This is a genomic window from Mycobacterium sp. URHB0044, from assembly GCF_000620625.1.
Taxonomy (GTDB): Bacteria; Actinomycetota; Actinomycetes; order Mycobacteriales; family Mycobacteriaceae; genus Mycobacterium.
In genome coordinates, this window is record NZ_JIAW01000006.1 from 160,074 (window position 1) to 179,421 (window position 19,348).

The 19,348-nt window shown below is 67.0% G+C and carries 19 protein-coding genes; 11 read left to right on the top strand and 8 right to left on the bottom strand.

The window, feature by feature from the left end; translation table 11 throughout:
- Positions 1-19 precede the first annotated feature (19 nt).
- Positions 20-358 (top strand): hypothetical protein, encoded by a 339-nt coding sequence (locus tag N536_RS0114680; protein ID WP_029114301.1) that lies wholly within the window; start codon positions 20-22, stop codon positions 356-358.
- A gap of 96 nt (positions 359-454) precedes the next feature.
- Positions 455-727 (top strand): hypothetical protein, encoded by a 273-nt coding sequence (locus tag N536_RS38450; protein ID WP_051574493.1) that lies wholly within the window; start codon positions 455-457, stop codon positions 725-727.
- A 7-nt stretch (positions 728-734) separates the two neighbouring features.
- Here N536_RS38450 and N536_RS0114690 read toward each other — a convergent pair whose 3' ends face one another.
- Positions 735-1,613: an N-acetylmuramoyl-L-alanine amidase gene (locus N536_RS0114690; protein WP_029114302.1), complete on the bottom strand. Its 879-nt coding sequence runs from the start codon at positions 1,611-1,613 to the stop codon at positions 735-737.
- A 267-nt stretch (positions 1,614-1,880) separates the two neighbouring features.
- On the opposite strand from N536_RS0114690, the gene N536_RS0114695 reads away from it, so the two are divergent.
- Positions 1,881-2,246: a hypothetical protein gene (locus tag N536_RS0114695; protein WP_029114303.1), complete on the top strand. Its 366-nt coding sequence runs from the start codon at positions 1,881-1,883 to the stop codon at positions 2,244-2,246.
- 26 nt (positions 2,247-2,272) lie between these two features.
- Here the strand turns inward: N536_RS0114695 and N536_RS0114700 are convergent, their stop codons facing one another.
- Positions 2,273-3,604: an alpha/beta hydrolase-fold protein gene (locus N536_RS0114700; protein WP_029114304.1), complete on the bottom strand. Its 1,332-nt coding sequence runs from the start codon at positions 3,602-3,604 to the stop codon at positions 2,273-2,275.
- A 278-nt stretch (positions 3,605-3,882) separates the two neighbouring features.
- Between N536_RS0114700 and N536_RS0114705 the strand changes: the two genes are divergently transcribed.
- The 6 genes from N536_RS0114705 to N536_RS38460 all read left to right on the top strand — a co-directional run bounded on the left by N536_RS0114705 (position 3,883) and on the right by N536_RS38460 (position 10,664).
- Entirely contained in the window at positions 3,883-5,784 is a 1,902-nt protein-coding gene (locus N536_RS0114705) for a serine/threonine-protein kinase (protein WP_029114305.1), read from the top strand.
- Positions 5,785-5,885: 101 nt separating this feature from the next.
- Complete coding sequence (locus N536_RS0114710; RefSeq protein ID WP_029114306.1) at positions 5,886-7,802, top strand: serine/threonine-protein kinase; 1,917 nt, start codon at positions 5,886-5,888, stop codon at positions 7,800-7,802.
- A 114-nt stretch (positions 7,803-7,916) separates the two neighbouring features.
- Entirely contained in the window at positions 7,917-8,141 is a 225-nt protein-coding gene (locus tag N536_RS0114715; protein ID WP_155948598.1) for a hypothetical protein, read from the top strand.
- A 64-nt stretch (positions 8,142-8,205) separates the two neighbouring features.
- Entirely contained in the window at positions 8,206-9,186 is a 981-nt protein-coding gene (locus N536_RS0114720) for an alpha/beta hydrolase family protein (protein ID WP_051574494.1), read from the top strand.
- A 105-nt stretch (positions 9,187-9,291) separates the two neighbouring features.
- Positions 9,292-10,032, top strand: a complete 741-nt coding sequence (locus N536_RS38455; RefSeq protein WP_231514529.1) for a CDP-alcohol phosphatidyltransferase family protein — start codon at positions 9,292-9,294, stop codon at positions 10,030-10,032.
- Positions 10,029-10,664 (top strand): 1-acyl-sn-glycerol-3-phosphate acyltransferase, encoded by a 636-nt coding sequence (locus N536_RS38460; RefSeq protein WP_036436428.1) that lies wholly within the window; start codon positions 10,029-10,031, stop codon positions 10,662-10,664. Before N536_RS38455 ends, N536_RS38460 begins: the two co-directional genes overlap by 4 nt.
- Here the strand turns inward: N536_RS38460 and N536_RS0114735 are convergent.
- The 5 genes from N536_RS0114735 to N536_RS0114755 all read right to left on the bottom strand — a co-directional run bounded on the left by N536_RS0114735 (position 10,661) and on the right by N536_RS0114755 (position 15,959).
- Positions 10,661-12,979: an ATP-binding cassette domain-containing protein gene (locus N536_RS0114735; protein WP_029114309.1), complete on the bottom strand. Its 2,319-nt coding sequence runs from the start codon at positions 12,977-12,979 to the stop codon at positions 10,661-10,663. The two genes, N536_RS38460 and N536_RS0114735, sit on opposite strands and share 4 nt — an antisense overlap.
- A 24-nt stretch (positions 12,980-13,003) precedes the next feature.
- Positions 13,004-13,609 (bottom strand): hypothetical protein, encoded by a 606-nt coding sequence (locus N536_RS38465; protein ID WP_051574495.1) that lies wholly within the window; start codon positions 13,607-13,609, stop codon positions 13,004-13,006.
- The gene (locus tag N536_RS0114745) at positions 13,606-14,511 is read right to left on the bottom strand and encodes a phosphatidate cytidylyltransferase (RefSeq protein WP_036436430.1); all 906 of its coding nucleotides are present in this window, start codon (positions 14,509-14,511) and stop codon (positions 13,606-13,608) included. Before N536_RS0114745 ends, N536_RS38465 begins: the two co-directional genes overlap by 4 nt.
- Positions 14,512-14,670: 159 nt before the next feature.
- Positions 14,671-15,039, bottom strand: a complete 369-nt coding sequence (locus N536_RS0114750) for a DUF732 domain-containing protein (RefSeq protein WP_029114311.1) — start codon at positions 15,037-15,039, stop codon at positions 14,671-14,673.
- Between the two features lie 113 nt (positions 15,040-15,152).
- Entirely contained in the window at positions 15,153-15,959 is an 807-nt protein-coding gene (locus N536_RS0114755) for an alpha/beta fold hydrolase (protein WP_036436432.1), read from the bottom strand.
- A 114-nt stretch (positions 15,960-16,073) separates the two neighbouring features.
- Between N536_RS0114755 and N536_RS0114760 the strand changes: the two genes are divergently transcribed.
- Together N536_RS0114760 and N536_RS38470 are read left to right on the top strand one after the other, a co-directional pair.
- Positions 16,074-16,649 carry a TetR/AcrR family transcriptional regulator gene (locus N536_RS0114760; RefSeq protein ID WP_029114313.1) on the top strand — a complete coding sequence of 192 codons (576 nt, stop codon included), beginning with the start codon at positions 16,074-16,076 and terminating at the stop codon, positions 16,647-16,649.
- Between the two features lie 124 nt (positions 16,650-16,773).
- Entirely contained in the window at positions 16,774-16,926 is a 153-nt protein-coding gene (locus N536_RS38470) for a hypothetical protein (protein ID WP_155948599.1), read from the top strand.
- A gap of 5 nt (positions 16,927-16,931) precedes the next feature.
- Here N536_RS38470 and N536_RS38475 read toward each other — a convergent pair whose 3' ends face one another.
- Positions 16,932-19,295 (bottom strand): molybdopterin-dependent oxidoreductase, encoded by a 2,364-nt coding sequence (locus tag N536_RS38475; RefSeq protein ID WP_081809208.1) that lies wholly within the window; start codon positions 19,293-19,295, stop codon positions 16,932-16,934.
- Positions 19,296-19,348 lie beyond the last annotated feature (53 nt).

The window sequence follows — 19,348 nt, forward strand, 5'->3', positions numbered from 1 at the left end:
TGAGCTGCACGATTCATGCATGTCAAGAACACCTTCGAAAGCAGCGGCCAGGCGTGCCGCATCGTTCACCCCCGTTGCGGCAGCCGCCGCCACCATCGGACTGCTGGTTCTGCCTGCCGCGCCGGCCAGTGCAGAGTCGGCCATCGTCACCATCGGTCAGCTCGAGGCCTCTGGCTTCGACGTGAAGCTCGACCGCATCGGTAGCGCGCCGCTGAACCAATGCGTGGTCACGAACGTTCGCAACCCCCAGGAGCGCACGGAACTCGTCCGGGTGGACGGCCGCGGCGACCGCGACCGCGTGATCCCGGTCGTCGTCAGCCGGACCATCACGGTCTCTCTGGATTGCTCCCACCGCTAGCGGCAAAGCATCTGTTTCCCCCGGTCGCTTCGCTCGCCCCCCACGGATCGAGACCCCCGTCGCGCGAACATTAAGGATTGATGAGACGATCCAGACATGGATGACGACGCGGGGGCGGCTCAGGCGCGAGCGCTGCTTCGAGAGTTGTACGACCACGTTGCTGCCATCTCCGACAAGCTCGAGGCCGCGGAGCGCGGTGACCATCGCACCTCGGTGCGTGGCGCGGCTCGCGACCGTCGCCATCGGCTGGGGCTGCGCCGGGAACTCTACGAGGCACACCGACTCATCGACGGCCTCCATCGCCGATACCCCGAAACCGTTCCCAGCGGCCGTGGGGTCCGCGGCCGCCCGGTGTTGTCAGCCCGCTGACGGCCGCTTAGTCCGTTTCGGCCAGCGCCAGGGCATCGGGCACGACCCTCAACCGCAGCGCCGCCGCGGTGGCTGGTCCCACGACGCCGTCGACCTTCAGTCCGCGGGTGCGTCGCTGGAATTCCCTGACCGCGGCTTCGGTTGCCGGTCCGAACTGTCCGTCGATCACCAAGTCGCCGGCGTATTGCGGGTACACCGTCTTGAGCTGCCGTTGGAGTTCGGCGACCTGCGGCCCCTGGGAGCCGCGGTACAGCAGGATGCCGGCGTACTGGCCGATCGGGACCGGCGGTCTCGGTGTCGGCGCCGGGTCGGGGACGGTGCCGATGCGGGCCTGGATGTCGCGGCGCAGGACGTCCATGTCGATGGCGCCCGGATCCCACTTCCCTTGGGCGCGGCCGCTGTATTCCTTGTGACCGATCGTGCGGGCGGAGCTTTGTGCGAGGCGACGGTTGATCGCGGCGCAGCAGCGAACGAGCGCGTCGTACTGGGCGTCGGGCCAATTCGTTCGGTGTGGCGCATTCGGGCTGGTGCCGCTGTTGGCGCACTCGATGCCGATCATGTGCCAGTTGCCCATGTTGGTCGGCAGCCACGGATACATGCCGACGCCGGCGTGCCAGGCGACTCCAAGTGCCACGACGGTCACGGTGCCGTCGCGCGCGATGTGCAGCTGCGCCAACGGGCCTGCGAGGTCGGGGCGGCCGGTGGCGATCGAGGCGGCGCTGGCGTTGTCGGATCCGGTGTGATGCACCATCACTCCTCGGATGTCCTTGAAATCCCCGTGACCACGTTCGCGCCAGCCCGGATATTCGACGAGATGAACGCCCTCGGCACGCAGAACGTCCGCCAGCCACACCGGGTCGCCGGTCCATGGTCCGGTCTGCGGCACTTCGACGCTCCTATCGAGTGAGTATGACTTCGAGTGTAGTGCGCCGCTCCGACATTCATCTCCTGCCAGGAGGGCCGTCGTCGCGGTGAGATCATCTGCCTCACACCATGTTTGCTTGCATTCCGGATTTTCGGAAGGTGTGCAGGTGCGCGTGTGTTCGCGCGAGCTGCTTTCGGTCGCCGAAAAAGTGCGGGAATCTGGGCGGCTGGTCACTCCTAGCACGTGAACGTAGCCCATCGGAGGCCGCGACACCCAGAGGAGATACCCATGACCACCAACGACGTCCTGCCCCGGTCCACCCGCTGGCGCCAACTCGTCGGCGCCGGGCTGTTGGCCGCCACGGCCGCCGGCGGACTTGCGGTCGGAACCGCGGCGATCACCAACGCCGACACCAAGACTCAGACCGAGGCGTACCGGGACTGCGTTACGCGTGCCACCCCCGACACCCAGATCGTGTGTTGCATCGCGTCGGGCGGACAGGTCAGCACCTGGCCCGACGGTAGCTACATGGGTTGCGTGACGCGAAACGTCGAATCGAACCCTCCCCCGCGGTCGAACCCATCCGGTTCCACCCCGAAGCCAGGAACGGTGGTCAACCGCGCACCAACCGGCGCGTCTCTGGCCTCGCCGTAACCCGTTGCGGGTGCCCGGTGTTCGGGCTAGCTGTGCCGTAGCCGGGCGATGATGCCGTCGAGGTCGCGCACGAACATGTTGGGCCGGAAGATGTGGCCGCCGGGCTCCTCGTGCGCCTCGTGTGGGATGCCTGCGGTGGTGAGGCGTTGGCGAAACTCCCGCTGGCCGGCAAGCACCTGGGTCTCCTGCACACTGTCGAACCAGTTGACCGGGTCCGGACTGGTGCCTGCCACCAGGAAGATCCGCTTGTTCCGGTAGCTCTCGATGCGCTCGACGGGGTTGTCGGAACTGACCCTGAACTCATCCCACGGCACGCCGTAGACCGTGGCGCCGCCCAATTCCACGACGGCCGAACTCAAGTTCGCCCAATGCACGACGAGGCCGCCGTCGCGTCGCAGACTTGCCGGACCGGAATGGCTGCTCACCGACGCGAAGTGGCCGTAGTACTTCGCCGCGTACTTCAGCGCGCCGAACCCGCCCATCGAAAACCCGGACACCGCACGGCCGTCGTACTCGGCGAACGTCCGGAAGTTCGCCTCGATCCAGGGGATCAGCTGGGCGATGTGGAAGGTCTCCCAATTCCGCGGGCCGACGAACGATCCGACGGGATTGGAGTACCAGCCCGCCTGACCACCATCTGGCATGACGACGATGATCGGCTTGCCGGCGGTCAGTTGTCGGATGCCGAGAAAGTCGAACTGGCGGAAGTCCGCGGCACCGCCGTGCAACATGTAGAGGACGGGATAGGTGCGTCCGCTGGTGCGGTAGTCGTCGGGAAGCAGGACGTTGACGCCGGGGTTCCAGCCGATGGCGCTGGTCTGAAATCGGTAGTACCACAGGCGAGGATCGTTCTCGTTGCGGTCGACGATGGTCAGCCCGAACCCGTCGCTGCGACCGAGGTATGCGACGAGTTCTTGCCCGGGGTTGATGGCGGCGGGATCCGTGATGCCGTTGACGGCGGCGAGCTGTGGATAGAGCGAGGCGTCGCCATAGAAGCGCGACGCCACCGCCGACAGCGTGTCTCCCGCGACGACGGTGTATCGGGTGGCGTCCGGAATGATCAGACGCTGGCCCGCATGGATGGTGTTGGGATCGGAAATTCCATTGGCCGCGGCGATCAGGCGATCGAGTTCGGCGCCGCCCTGGAAGCGCAATGCCAACGCAGACAGCGTGTCCCCCGCGGCAACCGTGTATCGGGTGAAGTCGGGAAGTATCAACCGTTGACCGACGTCGATGTCCCCCGGATCGGCGATGCCGCTGGCCGTGGCGATCAGCCGATACAGTTCCGCATCACCGTAGAAGCGCAATGCCAATTGCCACAGCGTTTCCCCCGCGACGACCGTATGTGTTCTGACCATTCGTTCACCCCTTCGGTTGCGATTGCCCGATCTCCATCTTGCGCGCAGACGCGTGAGTGGTGGCGGGCTGCCACTGAACCGGACGGTCAGGTAGAGATGGCCGGAAGTCGTTGCCATCCTTGGCAGATCGCGGAGCCTCACTGAAGCACCGGTGTGCTCGTCGGCGTGGAATCGAGCGTAGTACTCGGCCCCGACTTCGTGGGTGGGGTCCGATCAACTCCCAGGCGGATGCCCAGTTTGTCCACCTACGCGACGGCTGGCTGGTCTATGGTGAGCCGGTGGACGGGACGCCGTTCGGTCGTTACCAGCTGATCGACCTGCTTGGCCGCGGCGGGATGGGCGAGGTGTGGCGCGCCCACGACACCACCATCGATCGCGTAGTGGCGCTGAAGATGCTGCTGCCCCATTACGCACGGGACCCCGACTTCGAGAAGCGGTTCCGCCGCGAAGCCCGCGCCGCGGCAGGGCTGAGCGACCCCCATGTCGTACCGATCTATGACGTCGGCGAAATCGAGGGTCGCCTCTTCGTCACCATGCGCCTGATCAACGGCGTCGACCTTCAAACGCTGTTGAACAATGGCCCACTCGAACCGCACCGCGCGGTGCGCATCATCGAGCAGATCGCGGGGGCGCTGCACAACGCCCACCAGGCGGGTCTGGTGCACCGCGACGTCAAACCGTCCAACATCCTGCTCACCCCCGACGACTTCGCCTACCTCATCGACTTCGGCATCGCCCGCGCCGCAGGCGACACCGCGTTGACGTCGGCCAACACCACCATCGGAACGTGGGCCTACATGGCCCCCGAACGCTTCAGCACCGGGGAGGTCCAACCCAGCTCCGACGTCTACGCCCTGGCGTGCGTGCTCTACCAGTGCCTGACCGGCCATCCCCCGTTTCCCGGTGAGGCACTGGAGCAGGTCGCGGTGGGCCACATGGTCACCCCACCGCCCAAACCATCCGACGAACACGACACGGTCCCCACCGCGATGGACGACGTGATCGCCACCGGCCTTGCCAAGAAACCCAACGAGCGCTACCCGAACGCCATCGAGATGGCCGCCGCCGCACGACGGGCCATCACCGGCCAAACGAGCGAGATCCCGCCGGCCGCACCGGTTCCGCCGTACCCGGCATACGCCCAACCATGGGAATCCAGCGGCGAGTCGCCCACTGCACCCGCACGCTTTGGTGCGCCGCCACCCGCGGGAAGCCGCCGTCGCCGCGTACTTTTTGGGGCGCTGGCCGGCGTCGTGCTGCTGATCGCAGGTGGCGTCGTCGCCGCCGTGACGCTCACCCGGGACGACGATCCCGCCGTTGCCGAGCCACCTAGTGCATTGCCCACGACGCGCAATCCCGGTCCTCCGCCGAACACCGGGCCCTTCACCGGGGTCTATCGGGCCAACTTCGGCCCGATCACCCACCTCAACGACGTTCCAGGCCCGGATACGACGAAGCCAACCGACACGTACGCCGTCCGCTCGGCGTGCCGGCCCACGGGCTGTGTGGCGACCGCGTCACGCCTCAGCGGTTCGACCGCATTTGCCTCGCCGATGGTGTTCGACGAGATCGGTGGGAGCTGGTTGGTGGTGGGTATCGGCTCCGTTGAGTGCCAGAGCGATCCGGCCGCCGAAAGCTGGCAGGTGCTCACGCTTCAGCCGCGTCCCGACGGCACCCTCAGCGGTGCGTACACCGCCACCACCAGCAACGACTGCGTGAGCAAACGCACCGTAACCTTCACCCGCACGGGAGACGTCGACGTCGAGAGCCTGCCCGACCCGGTCGCCCTGCCACCACGCGTGGTGTCGCCGGCCGAGGCGCTGCACGGCAGCTACCACCAGACGCGAACCTTCCCCACGATGGGGCAACGACAGCAGACGGACTTTCAAGTGCGGACGGACTGTCTGCGTACCGGCGACCGGTGCATGAGCTTCTTTCACGGTGCTGCGGGTGAGGTGGAACCGCTGGTCTTCGGGGACGGTATCTGGACCACGAATACCGAGCACGACAATGCGTGCCGGGGCGGCACGATGCACGTGAAGAAGAGCGGGCAGTATCCGCTGCCTCAGCCACTGCAGAATCCGATCACGCTGCTCACCGGACACGGCCGACAGGATCAGACGCAACCATGTGCGACGTCGGTCGAGTTCGACGAAACATTCACGCGCACCGGAGATTAGCGCTCAACAAGGGAGGGAGCGCAGCCGACACTGGACAGGTTGAACTGCGGCAACAACCCCATCACGCCCACAGACGGTGCCGTGGTCGTTATCGTGAGCCGGTGGAGGGGACGCCTTTTGGCCGCTACCAGCTGATCGAGCTGCTGGGTCGCGGTGGTATGGGCGAGGTGTGGCGTGCCCATGACACGTCCATCGGCCGGACCGTCGCGCTGAAGATGCTGCTTCCACACTTCTCCCAGGACCCCGAGTTCGAGCAGCGGTTCCGCCGCGAAGCCCGCGCCGCGGCACGCCTCGACGATCCCCACGTCGTGCCGATCTATGACGTCGGGGAGATCGACGGCCGCCTGTTCGTCACCATGCAGCTGATCGACGGCCAGGAACTGCAAACCGTGTTGGACGCCGGGGCGTTGGACGTCGAGCGCGCGGTGCACGTCATCGAGCAGATCGCGTCGGCGTTGCACAGCGCCCATCGGGTGGGCCTGGTGCACCGCGACGTCAAACCGTCCAACATCCTGCTCGCCGCCAACGACTTCGCTTACCTCATCGACTTCGGCATCGCCCGCGCCGCCGGTGACACCGCGTTGACGTCGGCCAGCACCACCATCGGAACGTGGGCCTACATGGCGCCCGAGCGCTTCAACGCCGGGGAGATTCAGCCGAGTTCGGACGTCTACGCGTTGGCCTGTGTGCTGTATCAGTGCCTGACTGGCGAACTGCCGTTCCCGGGCAGCACGTTCGAACAGGTCGCGGTTGGACACATGGTCACCCCACCGCCGAAACCGTCCGAGGAGAACGCCGCGGTCCCCACCGCGATGGACGAGGTGATCGCCACCGGACTTGCCAAGAAACCCAGTGAGCGCTATCCCAGCACCGTCGAGTTGGCCGCCGCCGCACGACGCGCCGTCACCGAGCCCAGCCGCCAAATGCCTTCGCCATCAACCGATCCCGCCCACACCCAGCCGTGGCATTCCAGCAGCGAGTCACCCACCGCGCCCGCGCGCCTTGGCGCGATCCCACCGCCGCAGGCAAGGAAGCCGCCGGGACGGCGTCGCGGTGTCGTGCTCGGCGCCCTAGTGGGTGTCGTCCTGTTGATCGCCGCCGGCGTCGTTGCGGCCGTTACTCTCGGGGGCGACGACGAGCGGGGCGCTGCCGCGCCGTCCGCTGTTGCGCCGCCCACTAGCGCTGGCCCGGAACCCAATACGGGCCCCTTCACCGGTGTCTATCGCGCCGACTTCGGCGCAGCCACCGCACTCAACGGCGCGCAGGTGCCCGGTACGTCACCGTCGACCGGCACGTACGCGGTGCGCTCGGTGTGCGACTCCGGCGGGTGCGTGGCGACCGCGTCGAAGATGAAGGGCGAAGAGGCCTTCGCAGCGACGATGGTGTTCGACGAGGTGGGCGAACAATGGTTGTCCGTCGTCGTCGCTCCCGGACAGTGCAAGGGCGCGCAGACCGAGACCTGGCAGGTGTTCAGGGTGCAACCGCGTCCCGACGGCGGTCTGACCGGTGAATACACCAGGACCACCGGCGACCAGTGCGCGGAGAAGCGGACCGTGACTTTCACCCGCACCGGCGATCTCGACCTCGACGCCGATTTCTACACCCCGGCGGATCCGGCCGGCCTCCCACCGCGGGTGGTGTCGCCCGCCGAAGCGCTGCGCGGCCGCTATCACGTCACGCGAACGTTCACGATGAAGGGCCTCCCGGTACTGCAGGCGGACGCACCCGTCGTCACCGACTGCTTGCGCACCGGAGATCGGTGCATGAGCTACTTCGCCATCTCGGCGGGCGACCTCCCCCTGGTATTCGACGGCGGGAAGTGGGCGTGGACCGACCGCACGGAAGGCCCATGCCCGAACGGCGATCTGTCGACGCTGAAGGCCGACGCCCAATTCCCGCTGCCGCAGCCCCCGCAGAATCCGATCGCGCAGCTCAGCGGGCGCGGCACGTGGGTGCAGACCGGGAGCTGCGCGATCGACTTGCAGTTCGACGAAACCTTTACGCGCACGGGCGATTAACGCGCGATGCCTGGTTTGCGCAAACCGGCCACCCGTGTTCGCCAAGAATGTGCCAAGAAGTTCGCTGCAACCTTCCCGTGAGCGGCCGCTACGGCTGCAATGGAAGGAAGCGAAATGACCACGAGCATGAAGCTGACAGGCAAGACCCTCCTTGCGGGCGGATTCGCGCTGGCCGCATTGGGCTTGGCGTCGGGCACCGCCCAAGCCTTCAATCCGCAGCCGGAACCACCCACCAAGCCGAGCTCGGTCATCGGCAACCCGGTGCAGGAGCGATCGATCATCGCCGTCCATCCGCAGCAGGAGCGGCCTCCCCAGATCTCGATTCAAGGTGGCCCATGACGACACGCGCGCCGAACGAGCCGTAGAGGTTGCCGGAAAGTGATCTTGAACCCATAATCAGCCGGTGATCCGATCGGCGCGTGGCGCGCGCGTTCTCGTCGTTGCCCTCGTGACCGCCCTTCCGTTGCTGTCGATCCCGGTCGCGGTCGCGGACCCGCCGCAAGGCGCGCACATCACCGGCATCGAGCACGTCAACGACCGGTGGGACAAGGTCTCGGTGTACTCCCCGGCGATGGACAAGGTCGTTGTCAACGACGTCCTCAAGGCGCCCAAGTCCGGTGCGCCGGTGTTCTACCTGTTGCCCGGAATCGACGGTGGCGACAACCTCGACCCGGGCGGGGACTTCGCACCGGGCACCAAGAGCTGGTTCGGGTTCACCGATCTGCAGGGCTTCTTCGGGAACAAGAACGTCAACGTCGTCTCACCACTCGGTGGCCAGTTCAGCTGGTACACCGACTGGGTCAACGACCGCAGCAAGCAGTACCAGACCTACATGACGCGGGAGCTGCCGCCGCTGATCAACGCGCAGTACAAGACCAATGGCCGCAACGCCGTCGCCGGGCTGTCCAGCACGGGCGGCACCGCCGTCGACTACGCCATTCAGGCGCCGGGTCTGTACAAGGCCGTCGGCTCCTACAGCGGGTTCCTGACCCCGGCCTCGGGCGCGCAGAACATCTCGCTCACCCTCGGCAGCGGTGGCGCAAACGCAGCCGACATGTGGGGTCCGCCAGGCGACCCGTTGTGGGCGGCGCACGATCCGACGCTGAACGTCGCAAGACTCAAGGGCGTCGCCGTCTACGCCGCAGCCTCGGGCGGTGGGCAGGGCGCCGTGGACAAGCTGCCGCCCGGCGCGAACAACTTCACCGGCGGGTTCATCGAGGGCATCGTCGCCGACAGTACGAGGCAGTTCGCCGATGCGGCGGCGGCCGCCGGGGTGCCGGTCACCTACGTCGTCCGACCCGAGGGCTCGCACTCGTGGGGCCTGTTCGAGTCGGAGATGCAGGAGTCCTGGAACACCACCATCGGGCGCGCGCTCGGCGTGTAGCCGACGGGGCCTGAGCACCCCGAGTTCTCCCAAGAATCCGCCAAGCGGTTCGGCGCAATCTTTCGTCACCGGCCAATCAGGGCCGCAGAGCGAAAGGAGCCGATCATGAAAACGAACGTCGCGATTCGCGAGTCTTCACTTCCGACAACGCAGGCGCGGGCGCGGCAGATGACCGGCCTCTACGCCCTGAAGCCGTGGTTCACCGGCCGGTTGACGCCGATCGTCGACGCCGCCGTGGCACACCGGATCTCGCCCGACGTGTTCACCGCCGCCGGAGTCGTGGCAGCAGCCGCGGCCGGTGTCGCCATCGCGTTCGGGTACTGGCCGCTGGCGATTCTCTTCCTCGTCCTGCGACTGGCCGGCGCCAACCTCGACGGCGCGGTTGCCCGTGCCCGCGGCGTGAGCCGGCCGTGGGGGTTCGTCGTCAACGAGATCGGTGACCGCTCCTCGGACCTGCTGGCCTTCGCCGGTCTGGCCGTGTGGGCGGCCAAGCAGAGCGGCCCGGGACTGCACTGGCTGTCCTGGCCCGTGCTGCAAGTCCTGCTGGCCGCGCTCGCCGCGACGCTGCCCACGTTCGCATCGCTGGCCGCCGCGGCGGCCGGTGCGACGCGACGCAACGGTGGCCCGCTCGGCAAGACCGAACGTTGCCTCTTCGTCGCGCTGGCGACCGCAATTCCGGTCATCATGCCGCTGCTGTTGATGCAGATCGTCAACGGCTCGCTGATCACCACCGTGCTGCGCCTCCGTGCCGCCCGGCGCGAGTTGGCCGCCCATCAGGAGCCGCAACCCGACGCGACGGTCGTGCAGTTGGCCGACACCCTGCCCTTGCGGGCGGTGGCGGCATGATCACCAACCGAATCTCGAGCGTGCTGCGGCACTGGATGTGGCGGATCGTCTCCGCCGTGTCGGGCGGGCTCACCGTGACCGGACAGTGGAACGTCAAGGGCGGCTGCATCGTCGTGGCCAACCACTCCTCCCACGCCGACACCGCGGTGCTACTGGCCGCACTTCCGCCGGCGGCCAAGCCCGTGTTCGTCGCGGCCGCCGACTACTGGTTCGACGTGCCGGTGCGCCGCTTCATCGCCAGCTCGCTGGCCGGCGTACTGCCGGTGCGACGGACCGGCGGCGGCAACTTCGAAGCGATGCTCGCCGCGGCCCGTCCCGCGCTGGAGGCCGGACGCACCGTCGTCATCTACCCGGAAGGGACCCGCTCGACCGACGGCAACCTCGCGGAATTCCGTTCCGGCGCCCTGCGGTTGGCCCGGGAATGCGGTGTGCCGGTCGTCCCGATCGCGTTGACCGGAACAGCCGACGTGCTGCCCAAGGGCGGTCGCTGGTCTCCCGCCCCGATGCAGGTCCGCATCGGCGCACCCATCGACGCGAACGACGTCTCGGCGCCGCAGCTGCGGGAGCAGGTCGTGGCTCTGAAGGAAGGCCTCCGCCGGGCCGCCGTCGACCGGTACGCGCTCGCGGCTTAGTGACTTTGGATGCGGAGCTTCCACCGCACGAAGCCGGCGTAGAACACCGAGAGGACGGCGAGCATGACGATGTCGAAGAGCCACGCCGAGGAGGTGTGCCGCCAATGCGAATCCTTGGCGATCACCCGGACCGTATTGGTCAGATCGGCGGTCGACGCCGTGGCCGCCAAGCCCCACCGCGCCGGGGTGAGCCAGGAGATCGGGTCGAGAGCCCGGTCGGTCACGGGAATCATGCCGCCGGCGAGCACGATTTGCACCACGAGCGCCACCACCGTCAGCGGAAGGACTTGATTGCCGTTGTGCGCCAACGCCGATAGCAAGAGGCCGACGACGGCAGACGCCACACACGTCGCCGCGATGCCAATGAACAGTTCGACGGTCGGGCTGCCCAGCGTCGTCGCGCCGCCCGGCGCACCCTTGCCGATCGTCACGATGCCGACCAGGACGGCCGACTGCACCACCGCGATCGCGCCGAACACCGCGATCTTGGCCGCGAGGTACGCCGAGGCCGACAGCCCCACTGCTTGCTCGCGACGGAAGATGGCGCGCTCGTTCACCAAGGCACGAACGGTCAGCGCGGTCCCCATGAAGAACGCACCGAAGTTCATCAAGACCAGGATCTGCTTCGCCTCGTTCGGCGCCGGACCATCGAAGACGGTCTTTCCGAAACCGGCGTCGCCGGCAACGGTGAGCGGCAGGAGGCCGACGAGGAACGGCAACACGATCAGGAACCAAAAGTAACCGCGGTCGGCGACGAGCAGCCGCAGCTGTCGACGCGCAAGGGTCGAGAACTGGCGCCAAAGGTTGGCCCGCACAGCGGTTTCCGATGTGGCGAGCTGCTCGGGGATGCGCTCGGTCGGCGGCTCGTCGACGCGGCCCGCGCGCTCGAGGAATCGCCGCCGGGCCGCATCGGGATCCGCGGTGACGTCGGTGAAGATGTCGGCCCAGTCGGCGGTGCCCATCGCCGGTGCGAGCTCGCCGGGCGGTCCGCAGAAGGCGGTCTTGCCGCCCGGGCCGAGCAACAGCACCTGGTCGCAGACGTCCAGATAGGCCAGCGAATGGGTCACGACCACCACGACGCGGCCCGCGTCGGCGAGCTGGCGCAGCATCCTCATCACCAACTGGTCCAGCGCCGGGTCCAGTCCGGTCGTTGGCTCGTCGAGCACCAGAAGCGAAGGACCGGTCAACAACTCCAGCGCGACCGACGCCCGCTTGCGCTGCCCACCGGACAACTTGTCGATGCGGGTGTCGGCGTGCGGCGTCAACTCGAGTTCCTCGAGTGCCTGCGCGACGGCGCGCCGCCGGTCGTCCTCGGTGGTGTCTGGCGGCATTCGCAGTTCCGCCGCGTAGCCCAGTGCCTGGTTGGTCGTCAGCTGACGGTGCACGACGTCGTCCTGGGGAACCATGCCGATTCGCGTGCGCATCGACGCGTATTCGGCGTGGACGTCGTGCGCTTCGAACAGCACCGCGCCGCTGTCCGGCCGCGTGCCGCCCGTGAGCACCTTCACCAAGGTGGACTTGCCCGAACCCGACGGTCCGATCACCGCGGTCAGCGTGGCCGGTTTGGCGGAGAACGAAACACGGTCCAGCAGAGTGCGATTGCCGTCGATGGTCAGGCTGACGTCGCACACGTCGAGCCCGCCGGCCTTGTCGGCAGATTCGACGCGACGGACGAGATTGCCGTCTTCGAAGACGAAGTCGACGTTGCCGATCGTCACGACGTCGTCCGCCTTCAGCGCCGCGTCCTTGACCCGGTGGCCGTTGACGAAGGTGCCGTTGGCGCTGTCGGCGTCCAGGATTCGCATCCCTTCCGGCGTCGGCGTCAACGTCGCGTGGTGGCCCGAGGCCAGCACGTCGGGGATGACGACGTCGTTGTCGGATGCGCGGCCGATGGAGGTCGATCCCGGCGGCACTAGCCAGGAGGCGCGCCGCACCGTCGTGGCGACAGTCGACGGGTCAGTCGGGCTATCGGTCTCCTTCATCCGCGTCGTCGGCTGATCGTCCGGTGCCTGGGCGAGTTCGAATGTCAGCCGCGGCCCGTCGGGGTCGCCGACGTGGATGGTCACCTCGTCGCGAATGTCCACGGACTGCACCCGCCGCTGTCCGACGAACATCCCATTGAAGCTTTGATTGTCGATCGCCACCCAACCCCCGTCGAGGCAACGCAACAGCACGTGGGCCCGGGACACCCCGGGATGTGCGAGACGCACGTCGGCTCGGACGTCGCGCCCGATCACCACGTCGCGACCCGGCGCGAATGCGCGCTGCCAACTACCGGAGTGAACGGTGATCGTGGGCGGCAGTGGCCGGCTCATCTGGACAACCTCTCTGCGTCTCTGCTACGACCACGCGGCAATCACCGCAGAGATCCCGATGGTGAAGACGACGGCCGCGACGATGAGGTAGATGCCGTAGAGCCGTCGTAGCCAGCGATGCAACAGCTTTGACAGCACCCAGACCACCAGCCCGACCATCGAGATCCGCAGTCCACGCTCCAGCAGCGTCCACCCGGCCAGGTGCCACAGGTCGATGCCGTGTTCACCGGCGGCGCGCGCGTACACCTTGACGGGGATCCCCGACAGCGCTTGATGCATGATCGCGCTCGGTCCGGCGGCCAGTTGGTCGAAGGCGGTAGCCGCCATCCGCGTAGTCGTCAGCGGCGCGGGCAACAGAACGTCGCGGGATGCCAGCCACGCGTTGGTGAGCACGCCGAGCACGGAGCCGGCGATCACCGCTGCGGTCCATGGCATCACCCTGCGCGGGAAGGCGGCGGCGAAGAGTATCAACGCCATCTCGGCGACGATGAACCAGCTCAGCGCCTCTGCGTAACCCCATGCGAACGCGAGCGCCAGGCCCCACGGACTGGCGACCAGTCGGGCGATCGCCGACCAGACCCGCAGATTGATTGTCTCAGAACCGGATTCGAGCGCCGTTTGGTCCGTCATCCGAGGAGGTACGCCAGCGGAAGGACGAGCAGCAGCGAGTCGATTCGGTCGAGCAGACCGCCGAACCCGGGCAACCAGTCGCCGGCGTCCTTGACTTGGGCTTGCCGTTTCACCATCGACTCGACCAGGTCGCCGAACACACCGCCGAACGCGACCGCGACGAGCAGGCCGATGGAGATCGTGCCGAGCACCGTGAGGACGAGGAACGCACCGATGAAGGCGCCGACCAACCCGCCGACGGTCTTGTTCGGGCTCAACGGCGACAGCGGGCGGCGCGCAAACCCGAAGCGGCGCAACCCCTTTCCACCGCACCAGGCGGCGACGTCGGTCGCAGCGGCGGCGAAACACACCAGATAGGCGTTCTCCCACAACATCACCAGGTGCGCCAAGGCCCAGCAGATCCACACCGAACCGAATGCGGTGAACGTGGTGCGCCTGCCACCGTGTTCGACGTCGCCGCCGAACACCGCGGGTAGCGCACAGGCCAGCACGACGATCGGCGCGAGGGCCAACAACGACGGGTGCCGCCAGGCCGCGAGCGGATAGAGCACGGCCAGCGCGAGCAGCAGACCGGTATCGACTTTGGTGAGTTTGACCAGCCGCGCGTACTCCATGACCGCGACGATGGCCAGGACCGCGGCCAACACCGCGGTCGGGCCGCGGCCTATCCAGATCGGGACGCCGACGACCGGCGCGATCATCAGCCAGGTGGTCCACTTGCTGATCAGCTCGCGCTTGCGCGACACGAGCACCGCGATCCCGCCGATGACCAGAATCGCCACGGTGACCCACATGTAGAACACGGCCCGGGTGTACAGGTGCACGTGCAGCGGACCCAGGTCGAAGTTGAGCCCCATCCGGCGATCGAGGTGCAGGAACCACAGGTACTGGTCGACGAGCATCAACGTGCGAACCGCACTTCACGGACGCCAGCCGGTACCTCGGTCAAGCGGCAGCGGCCCACCGGCGACCCGTCCACACAACCTCCCGGCAGACTGCGACTCAGCACACGATAAACGGTGCCGGCAAATTCAGGAGCCGAAAGCGAAGGTCGAGCTGGGTTAGCCCACCGGTGGCTGGTATCCCCCAGCGGAGCTTCGCAGTTGAGCGATCTGGGCGGGACAGAGGATGCCGACCGCATAGGAGACGACGTAGTTCGCCGCCTGCTCGTCATTGGGGAAGACGTCGTTCTTCACGTCGCCCATGACCTGGGCATAGTTCTCACCTGCGCCGACCTTGTCGCAGATCCCGAAGCCGTAGCCGATCGCGTCGTTGTTCGGGAAGTCGAAGTGCCGACGCACCATCACGTTGTAGGTGTACTCGATTTCGGGGCCAGGAACGGCGGACGCGGGTGGCGCCAACGTCGACGCGACTGCACCCAAGGCGCAGGCGATGGCCGTCCCGGCGGTGGCTGACTTCCAGCGCTTCATGGCAACAGGCCCTTTCTCCGGGCGATGCACGCGTCCGCCACCGATGGTTCGGGCAATCCTGTGCCTCCAGCACTGCAGGTGTCAAGGGAGGTGCAGGCCGAGCCGCCGTGCAATCATTGCAACCTTTCGCTGGCGGCGGCCAAGAACGGCGTCGCGATCGCGAGGAATCCGTCGGGGTCCGAGGCAAACGGCACGTGGCCCGTTGGCAGCACTTCCAGCCGTGAGCCTGGGATCGCGGACGCGGTGGCGTGTCCCAATCGCATGGGGATCGCGGTGTCCTTCGAGCCCCAGACAATTAAGCACGGCGCGGTGATGCGATCGGCCCGGGGACGAAGGTTGTGTTCCGGCGAGGCGAAACTGCGCCACATGGCCGCGGTGAGGACGACACCGTCGCGGGTCTTCGCACGGGCCACCGCGCGATCCTGAACGAGGTGGTCGGCGTCGCTGATCGCCTTCATGTAGCTACGGATGAACCGCGGCAGCACTCGTTTCATCAACCACGGCATGCCCATTGCGCGGGCGTAGAGGTTGCTGACCGGGCTGGCGATGAAACCACCCGAGTTGACCAACACCAGCCGAGAAACCCTGTGGGGGTCGGTGATCGCCAACCGTGCCGCCGCGAAGCCGCCGACGGAGTTGCCGATGAATGCCGCGGGGGGCAGATCGAGTCCGGCGACCACGTCGACGAGAACGTCGGCGAAGGAGGCCGCCGTCGGCCGATAGTCCGGCGTCGGGGCCGGCGAGTCACCGTGGCCGGGCCAGTCGACTGCGATCACCCGGTGGTCGCGAGCAAGGCTCGGCGCTATCGCGTCGAAGTCGTGGCGGTCGTGCAGCGTCGCATGGAGCAGGACCACGACGGGCCCCTCTCCGGTATCGCTGTAGGCAACCTTCCCCACCCGCGTCTGCACCATGGCGACCATCGAACACCCCTTCATTGACTGACCAGTCGGTCGACGATAGCATCGAGGCGCCCCCACCTCAAGGAGTCCGATGACGTCCGAAGCAGGACGCACCGCCGCCGCTAGAGTCGCGCCATGACCTCGACGCCGCCCGCCACCCCGACCACGGGTCGGCGCAAGGAAGCCAAGGCCAAGACGCGAGAAGCGATCATCGACGCCGGCATGCAGCTCGCCGAACGCACCGGCCTCACCGGGTTGAGCGTTGATCTCATCGTCAAACAGGCCGGCGTGGCAAAGGGCACGTTCTTCCACCACTTCGGCGACCGCGCCTCGTATCTCCTTGCGCTGCACCGGGAATTCCATGAACGTCTGGCCACCCAGATGCAGGCCGCCACCGTCGACATGCCGCCTGGCCGCAACAGGCTAATCGTCGGCGCGAACGCTTGCCTCGATGGTTGCCTGCGCGACCGCGGTGTGCGCGCGCTGCTGCTGGAAGCGCGCGCGGAACCGGCGGTCACCGACGAAATCAGACATCGGAACCATGCCAACGCCGAGCTGTGCCGTCCCGACTTCGCCGCTCTCCCCCGCCCCCACCCCTACGAGAGCGCGCAGTTGTGGGTCGGCATGGTCGCCGAAGCCGCGCTCATCGAACACCAGGCGGCGACGGCACTTCCCGGGATCCGGAAAGCCCTCGAGCAGTTCGTGAATTGACCTGCAGCGCAGGTAAACGAGGTCTGCGCCGGACTCCAAGATCGACTTCTTTGCGCCGGCCGCCGGCGACGGCACGCTCTACCTGGAGTGGATGTGGAGCGGATCCTTCGAAGGCGCCCTGCGTTTGCCTGACGGTGCCCTCATTCCATCCAATGGCCAACGCTTCGAGGTCCCTGGCGTCGCATCCTGCCGCCACGACGCCGACGGCAAGCTGATGAGTCATCGGGACTTCTGGGACGCCGGGCAGATGATCGCCCAACTGCGCGCGACCGTTTAACTTCGTCAGAGACCGGTCCAAGTGGGGCGCTCCGCTTGCATACGTGCTCGGACCTCTGATCCGTTGTACGAGGACGAGGGGTGGGCTTCGCCGTCACCCGTGGAGACATTGATCGGTTCGATGCGTGCTGGGACGTTCTTGTGCCAGGGGGTGGCGGCGACGGGGTCTCGGCGGCGGGCGTCGGTGAGCTGGTTGAGCGCTACGCCGTTGATGGGTGAACCGTCACCGGCCACGTCGAGTCCGAACCCGTTGGGAAGCGCAGCATGACCGGTTTGCATACGGTCGTCGATCTCGACCGCGGCTAGTGAACTGCCACGATTGGTAGTCACCCTGGTCATCGATCCGTCTGTCAGACCCATGGTTTCGGCATCAGCCCGGCTGATCCGTAGTGCACCGCTTTTGTCCTTCAGGCGCCAGGCGTCGTCGTGGAAGATGGTGTTGGCGGTGAAGAGGCGCCGCTGCCCCGCGACGAGGATGAACGGGAACTCTGCGCTGGTCTGCACCGCCGATGCGGGGTCGAGTGCGGTGAGAATGTCGATCAGTTCGGGGATGATCAGCGGAAACCTGTTGTCGTCGTGGGTCACATAGCCCCAGGCGTCGTCGTAGGAGTCTTCGGTGAACACGACCCCGGACTTCCCGTCGAGGATGGCGTCGAAGAGCGCGTCGCCGTTGGCGTGTCCGGCGCGTTTGATGGCCTCGGGGTAGCTGCGGGCGGTGCGTTGGGCCAATGCCCACAACACGGCGGCTGCGCGGGCGTCGCCAGGCAGCGTCGCGCCCAGTGTCTCGTAGAGCAGGTAGGGCGCCATCGCCAGCGTGGCGGCGCCGTTGATGGCGGCCATCGCGGAGAAGGTCCATCGGAACGGTGTGCGGCCGAGTTTGGCCGCGGCACGCAGGACTTTCACCTTGGCGCGGCTCACGGCCCCGAGTTCGCGGACCAGACGTGCGTAGATCTCGGGTTCGGGAAGCGTGCCGGGCAGCGGCTTCAGGACCGGGGCGCGCAGGTGGAAGGTGTTGTGCGGGAAGTGGAAGTTGAAGAAGGTGGCTTCGTACTTCTCGTACTGGGATGCCGCGGGCAGCACGTAATCGGCCAGTCGCCCGGTCTCGGTCAGGGTGACGTCGATGACCACGACGAACTCGAGCTTAGCCAGAGCTTTGCGGAAGGCCTTGGAGTCGGCCAGGGAGTGTGCCGGATTCGATGAGTCGATCAGCATCGCCCGGAACCGGTCGGGATGGTCGGTAAGGATCTCTTCGGCGATGACGTTGCACGGCACCAGCCCGGCAGGCATGCGCGCCTTGGTGACTGGGGTGGTGCGCATCCGGGTCGAGTAATGCCCCAAGGGGAACATCCACGAATGGGGCTGCATCGCACCTGGTTTGGCGAAATTTCCGGTGAGAATCCAGATCAGCTTGTTGAGGTAGGAGATCAGGGTGCTGTTGGGGCCTTGCTGCACCCCGAGGTCCTCATAGGTTGAGACGCTCGACGCGGCCGCGATCCGGCGCGTGACCTCCCGGATCAGGTCTTCGGAGACGTTGCACACCGCGGCGTGTTCGGTGACGTCGACGCGGTGCAGGTGAGCGCGCAGGGCGTCGTAGCCGCTGGTGTGTTCGGCGATGAATGCGTGATCGACTAGATCTTCTTGGACCAGGACCCCCAGGATCGCGGAGAGGCACCATGCGTCGGTCCCGGGTCGCACCTGCAGGTGGTAGTCAGCGAGGTCGGCGGTTTCGGTGCGGATCGGGTCGATGACGACCATGCTGCGCCCGGGATCCTTGCTGATGTCCTTGAGCACGGTGCGGGCGCGGGCCACGCCGTGGCTTTGGAAGGGGTTCTTGCCGATGAACACGGACACTTCGGCGTCTTCGAAGTCGCCCTGGGTGTGGCCGCCGGTGAAGTGCGCGTCCACCCAGGCTTCCCCCGTCTTCTCCTGGGCCAGCGGACTGGAGCGGTAGCGTGACCCAAGCGCGCGCAGCAGCGGCCCGCTGTGGGCGCCGCCGAGGTGGTTGCCCTGCCCGCCGCCGCCGTAGAAGAAGATCTTGTCCCCACCATGGTTGTCGCGGATTGCGGCGAAGCGAGCGGCGATGTCGGTGATCGCGGTGTCCCAGTCCACCGGGGTCAGCGTGCCGTCGGGTTCGCACCGCAGCGGACTGGTCAGCCGTTGGCTGCCGTTCTGGTAGTGGTCGAGCCGTAACGCCTTGTTGCAGGTGTATCCGTGAGTGGAGACGTGGTCCTTGTCGCCGCGGATCTTGAGGAAGCGTCGGTCGTCGTCGGTGGTGAGGATCTGCACGCCGCAGTTGTTCTCGCACAGGATGCAGGCACTCTTGTGCCATGTCCCAGAGTCTGTAGCGGGACCGGTGTCGGCTGCGACCATGATCGTGTCTCCTCGCGGGTTTGAGCTGCTGTTTGGCGTGCTGCCGTGTATCG

Coding starts and splice junctions, on each gene's coding strand:
- N536_RS0114680 (WP_029114301.1), top strand. CDS start 20: ATGTCAAGAACACCTTCGAAAGCAGCGGCCAGGCGTGCCGCATCGTTC.
- N536_RS38450 (WP_051574493.1), top strand. CDS start 455: ATGGATGACGACGCGGGGGCGGCTCAGGCGCGAGCGCTGCTTCGAGAG.
- N536_RS0114695 (WP_029114303.1), top strand. CDS start 1,881: ATGACCACCAACGACGTCCTGCCCCGGTCCACCCGCTGGCGCCAACTC.
- N536_RS0114700 (WP_029114304.1), bottom strand. CDS start 3,604: ATGGTCAGAACACATACGGTCGTCGCGGGGGAAACGCTGTGGCAATTG.
- N536_RS0114715 (WP_155948598.1), top strand. CDS start 7,917: ATGACCACGAGCATGAAGCTGACAGGCAAGACCCTCCTTGCGGGCGGA.
- N536_RS38455 (WP_231514529.1), top strand. CDS start 9,292: ATGAAAACGAACGTCGCGATTCGCGAGTCTTCACTTCCGACAACGCAG.
- N536_RS38460 (WP_036436428.1), top strand. CDS start 10,029: ATGATCACCAACCGAATCTCGAGCGTGCTGCGGCACTGGATGTGGCGG.
- N536_RS0114735 (WP_029114309.1), bottom strand. CDS start 12,979: ATGAGCCGGCCACTGCCGCCCACGATCACCGTTCACTCCGGTAGTTGG.
- N536_RS38465 (WP_051574495.1), bottom strand. CDS start 13,609: ATGACGGACCAAACGGCGCTCGAATCCGGTTCTGAGACAATCAATCTG.
- N536_RS0114745 (WP_036436430.1), bottom strand. CDS start 14,511: ATGCTCGTCGACCAGTACCTGTGGTTCCTGCACCTCGATCGCCGGATG.
- N536_RS0114750 (WP_029114311.1), bottom strand. CDS start 15,039: ATGAAGCGCTGGAAGTCAGCCACCGCCGGGACGGCCATCGCCTGCGCC.
- N536_RS0114755 (WP_036436432.1), bottom strand. CDS start 15,959: ATGGTCGCCATGGTGCAGACGCGGGTGGGGAAGGTTGCCTACAGCGAT.
- N536_RS0114760 (WP_029114313.1), top strand. CDS start 16,074: ATGACCTCGACGCCGCCCGCCACCCCGACCACGGGTCGGCGCAAGGAA.
- N536_RS38475 (WP_081809208.1), bottom strand. CDS start 19,295: ATGGTCGCAGCCGACACCGGTCCCGCTACAGACTCTGGGACATGGCAC.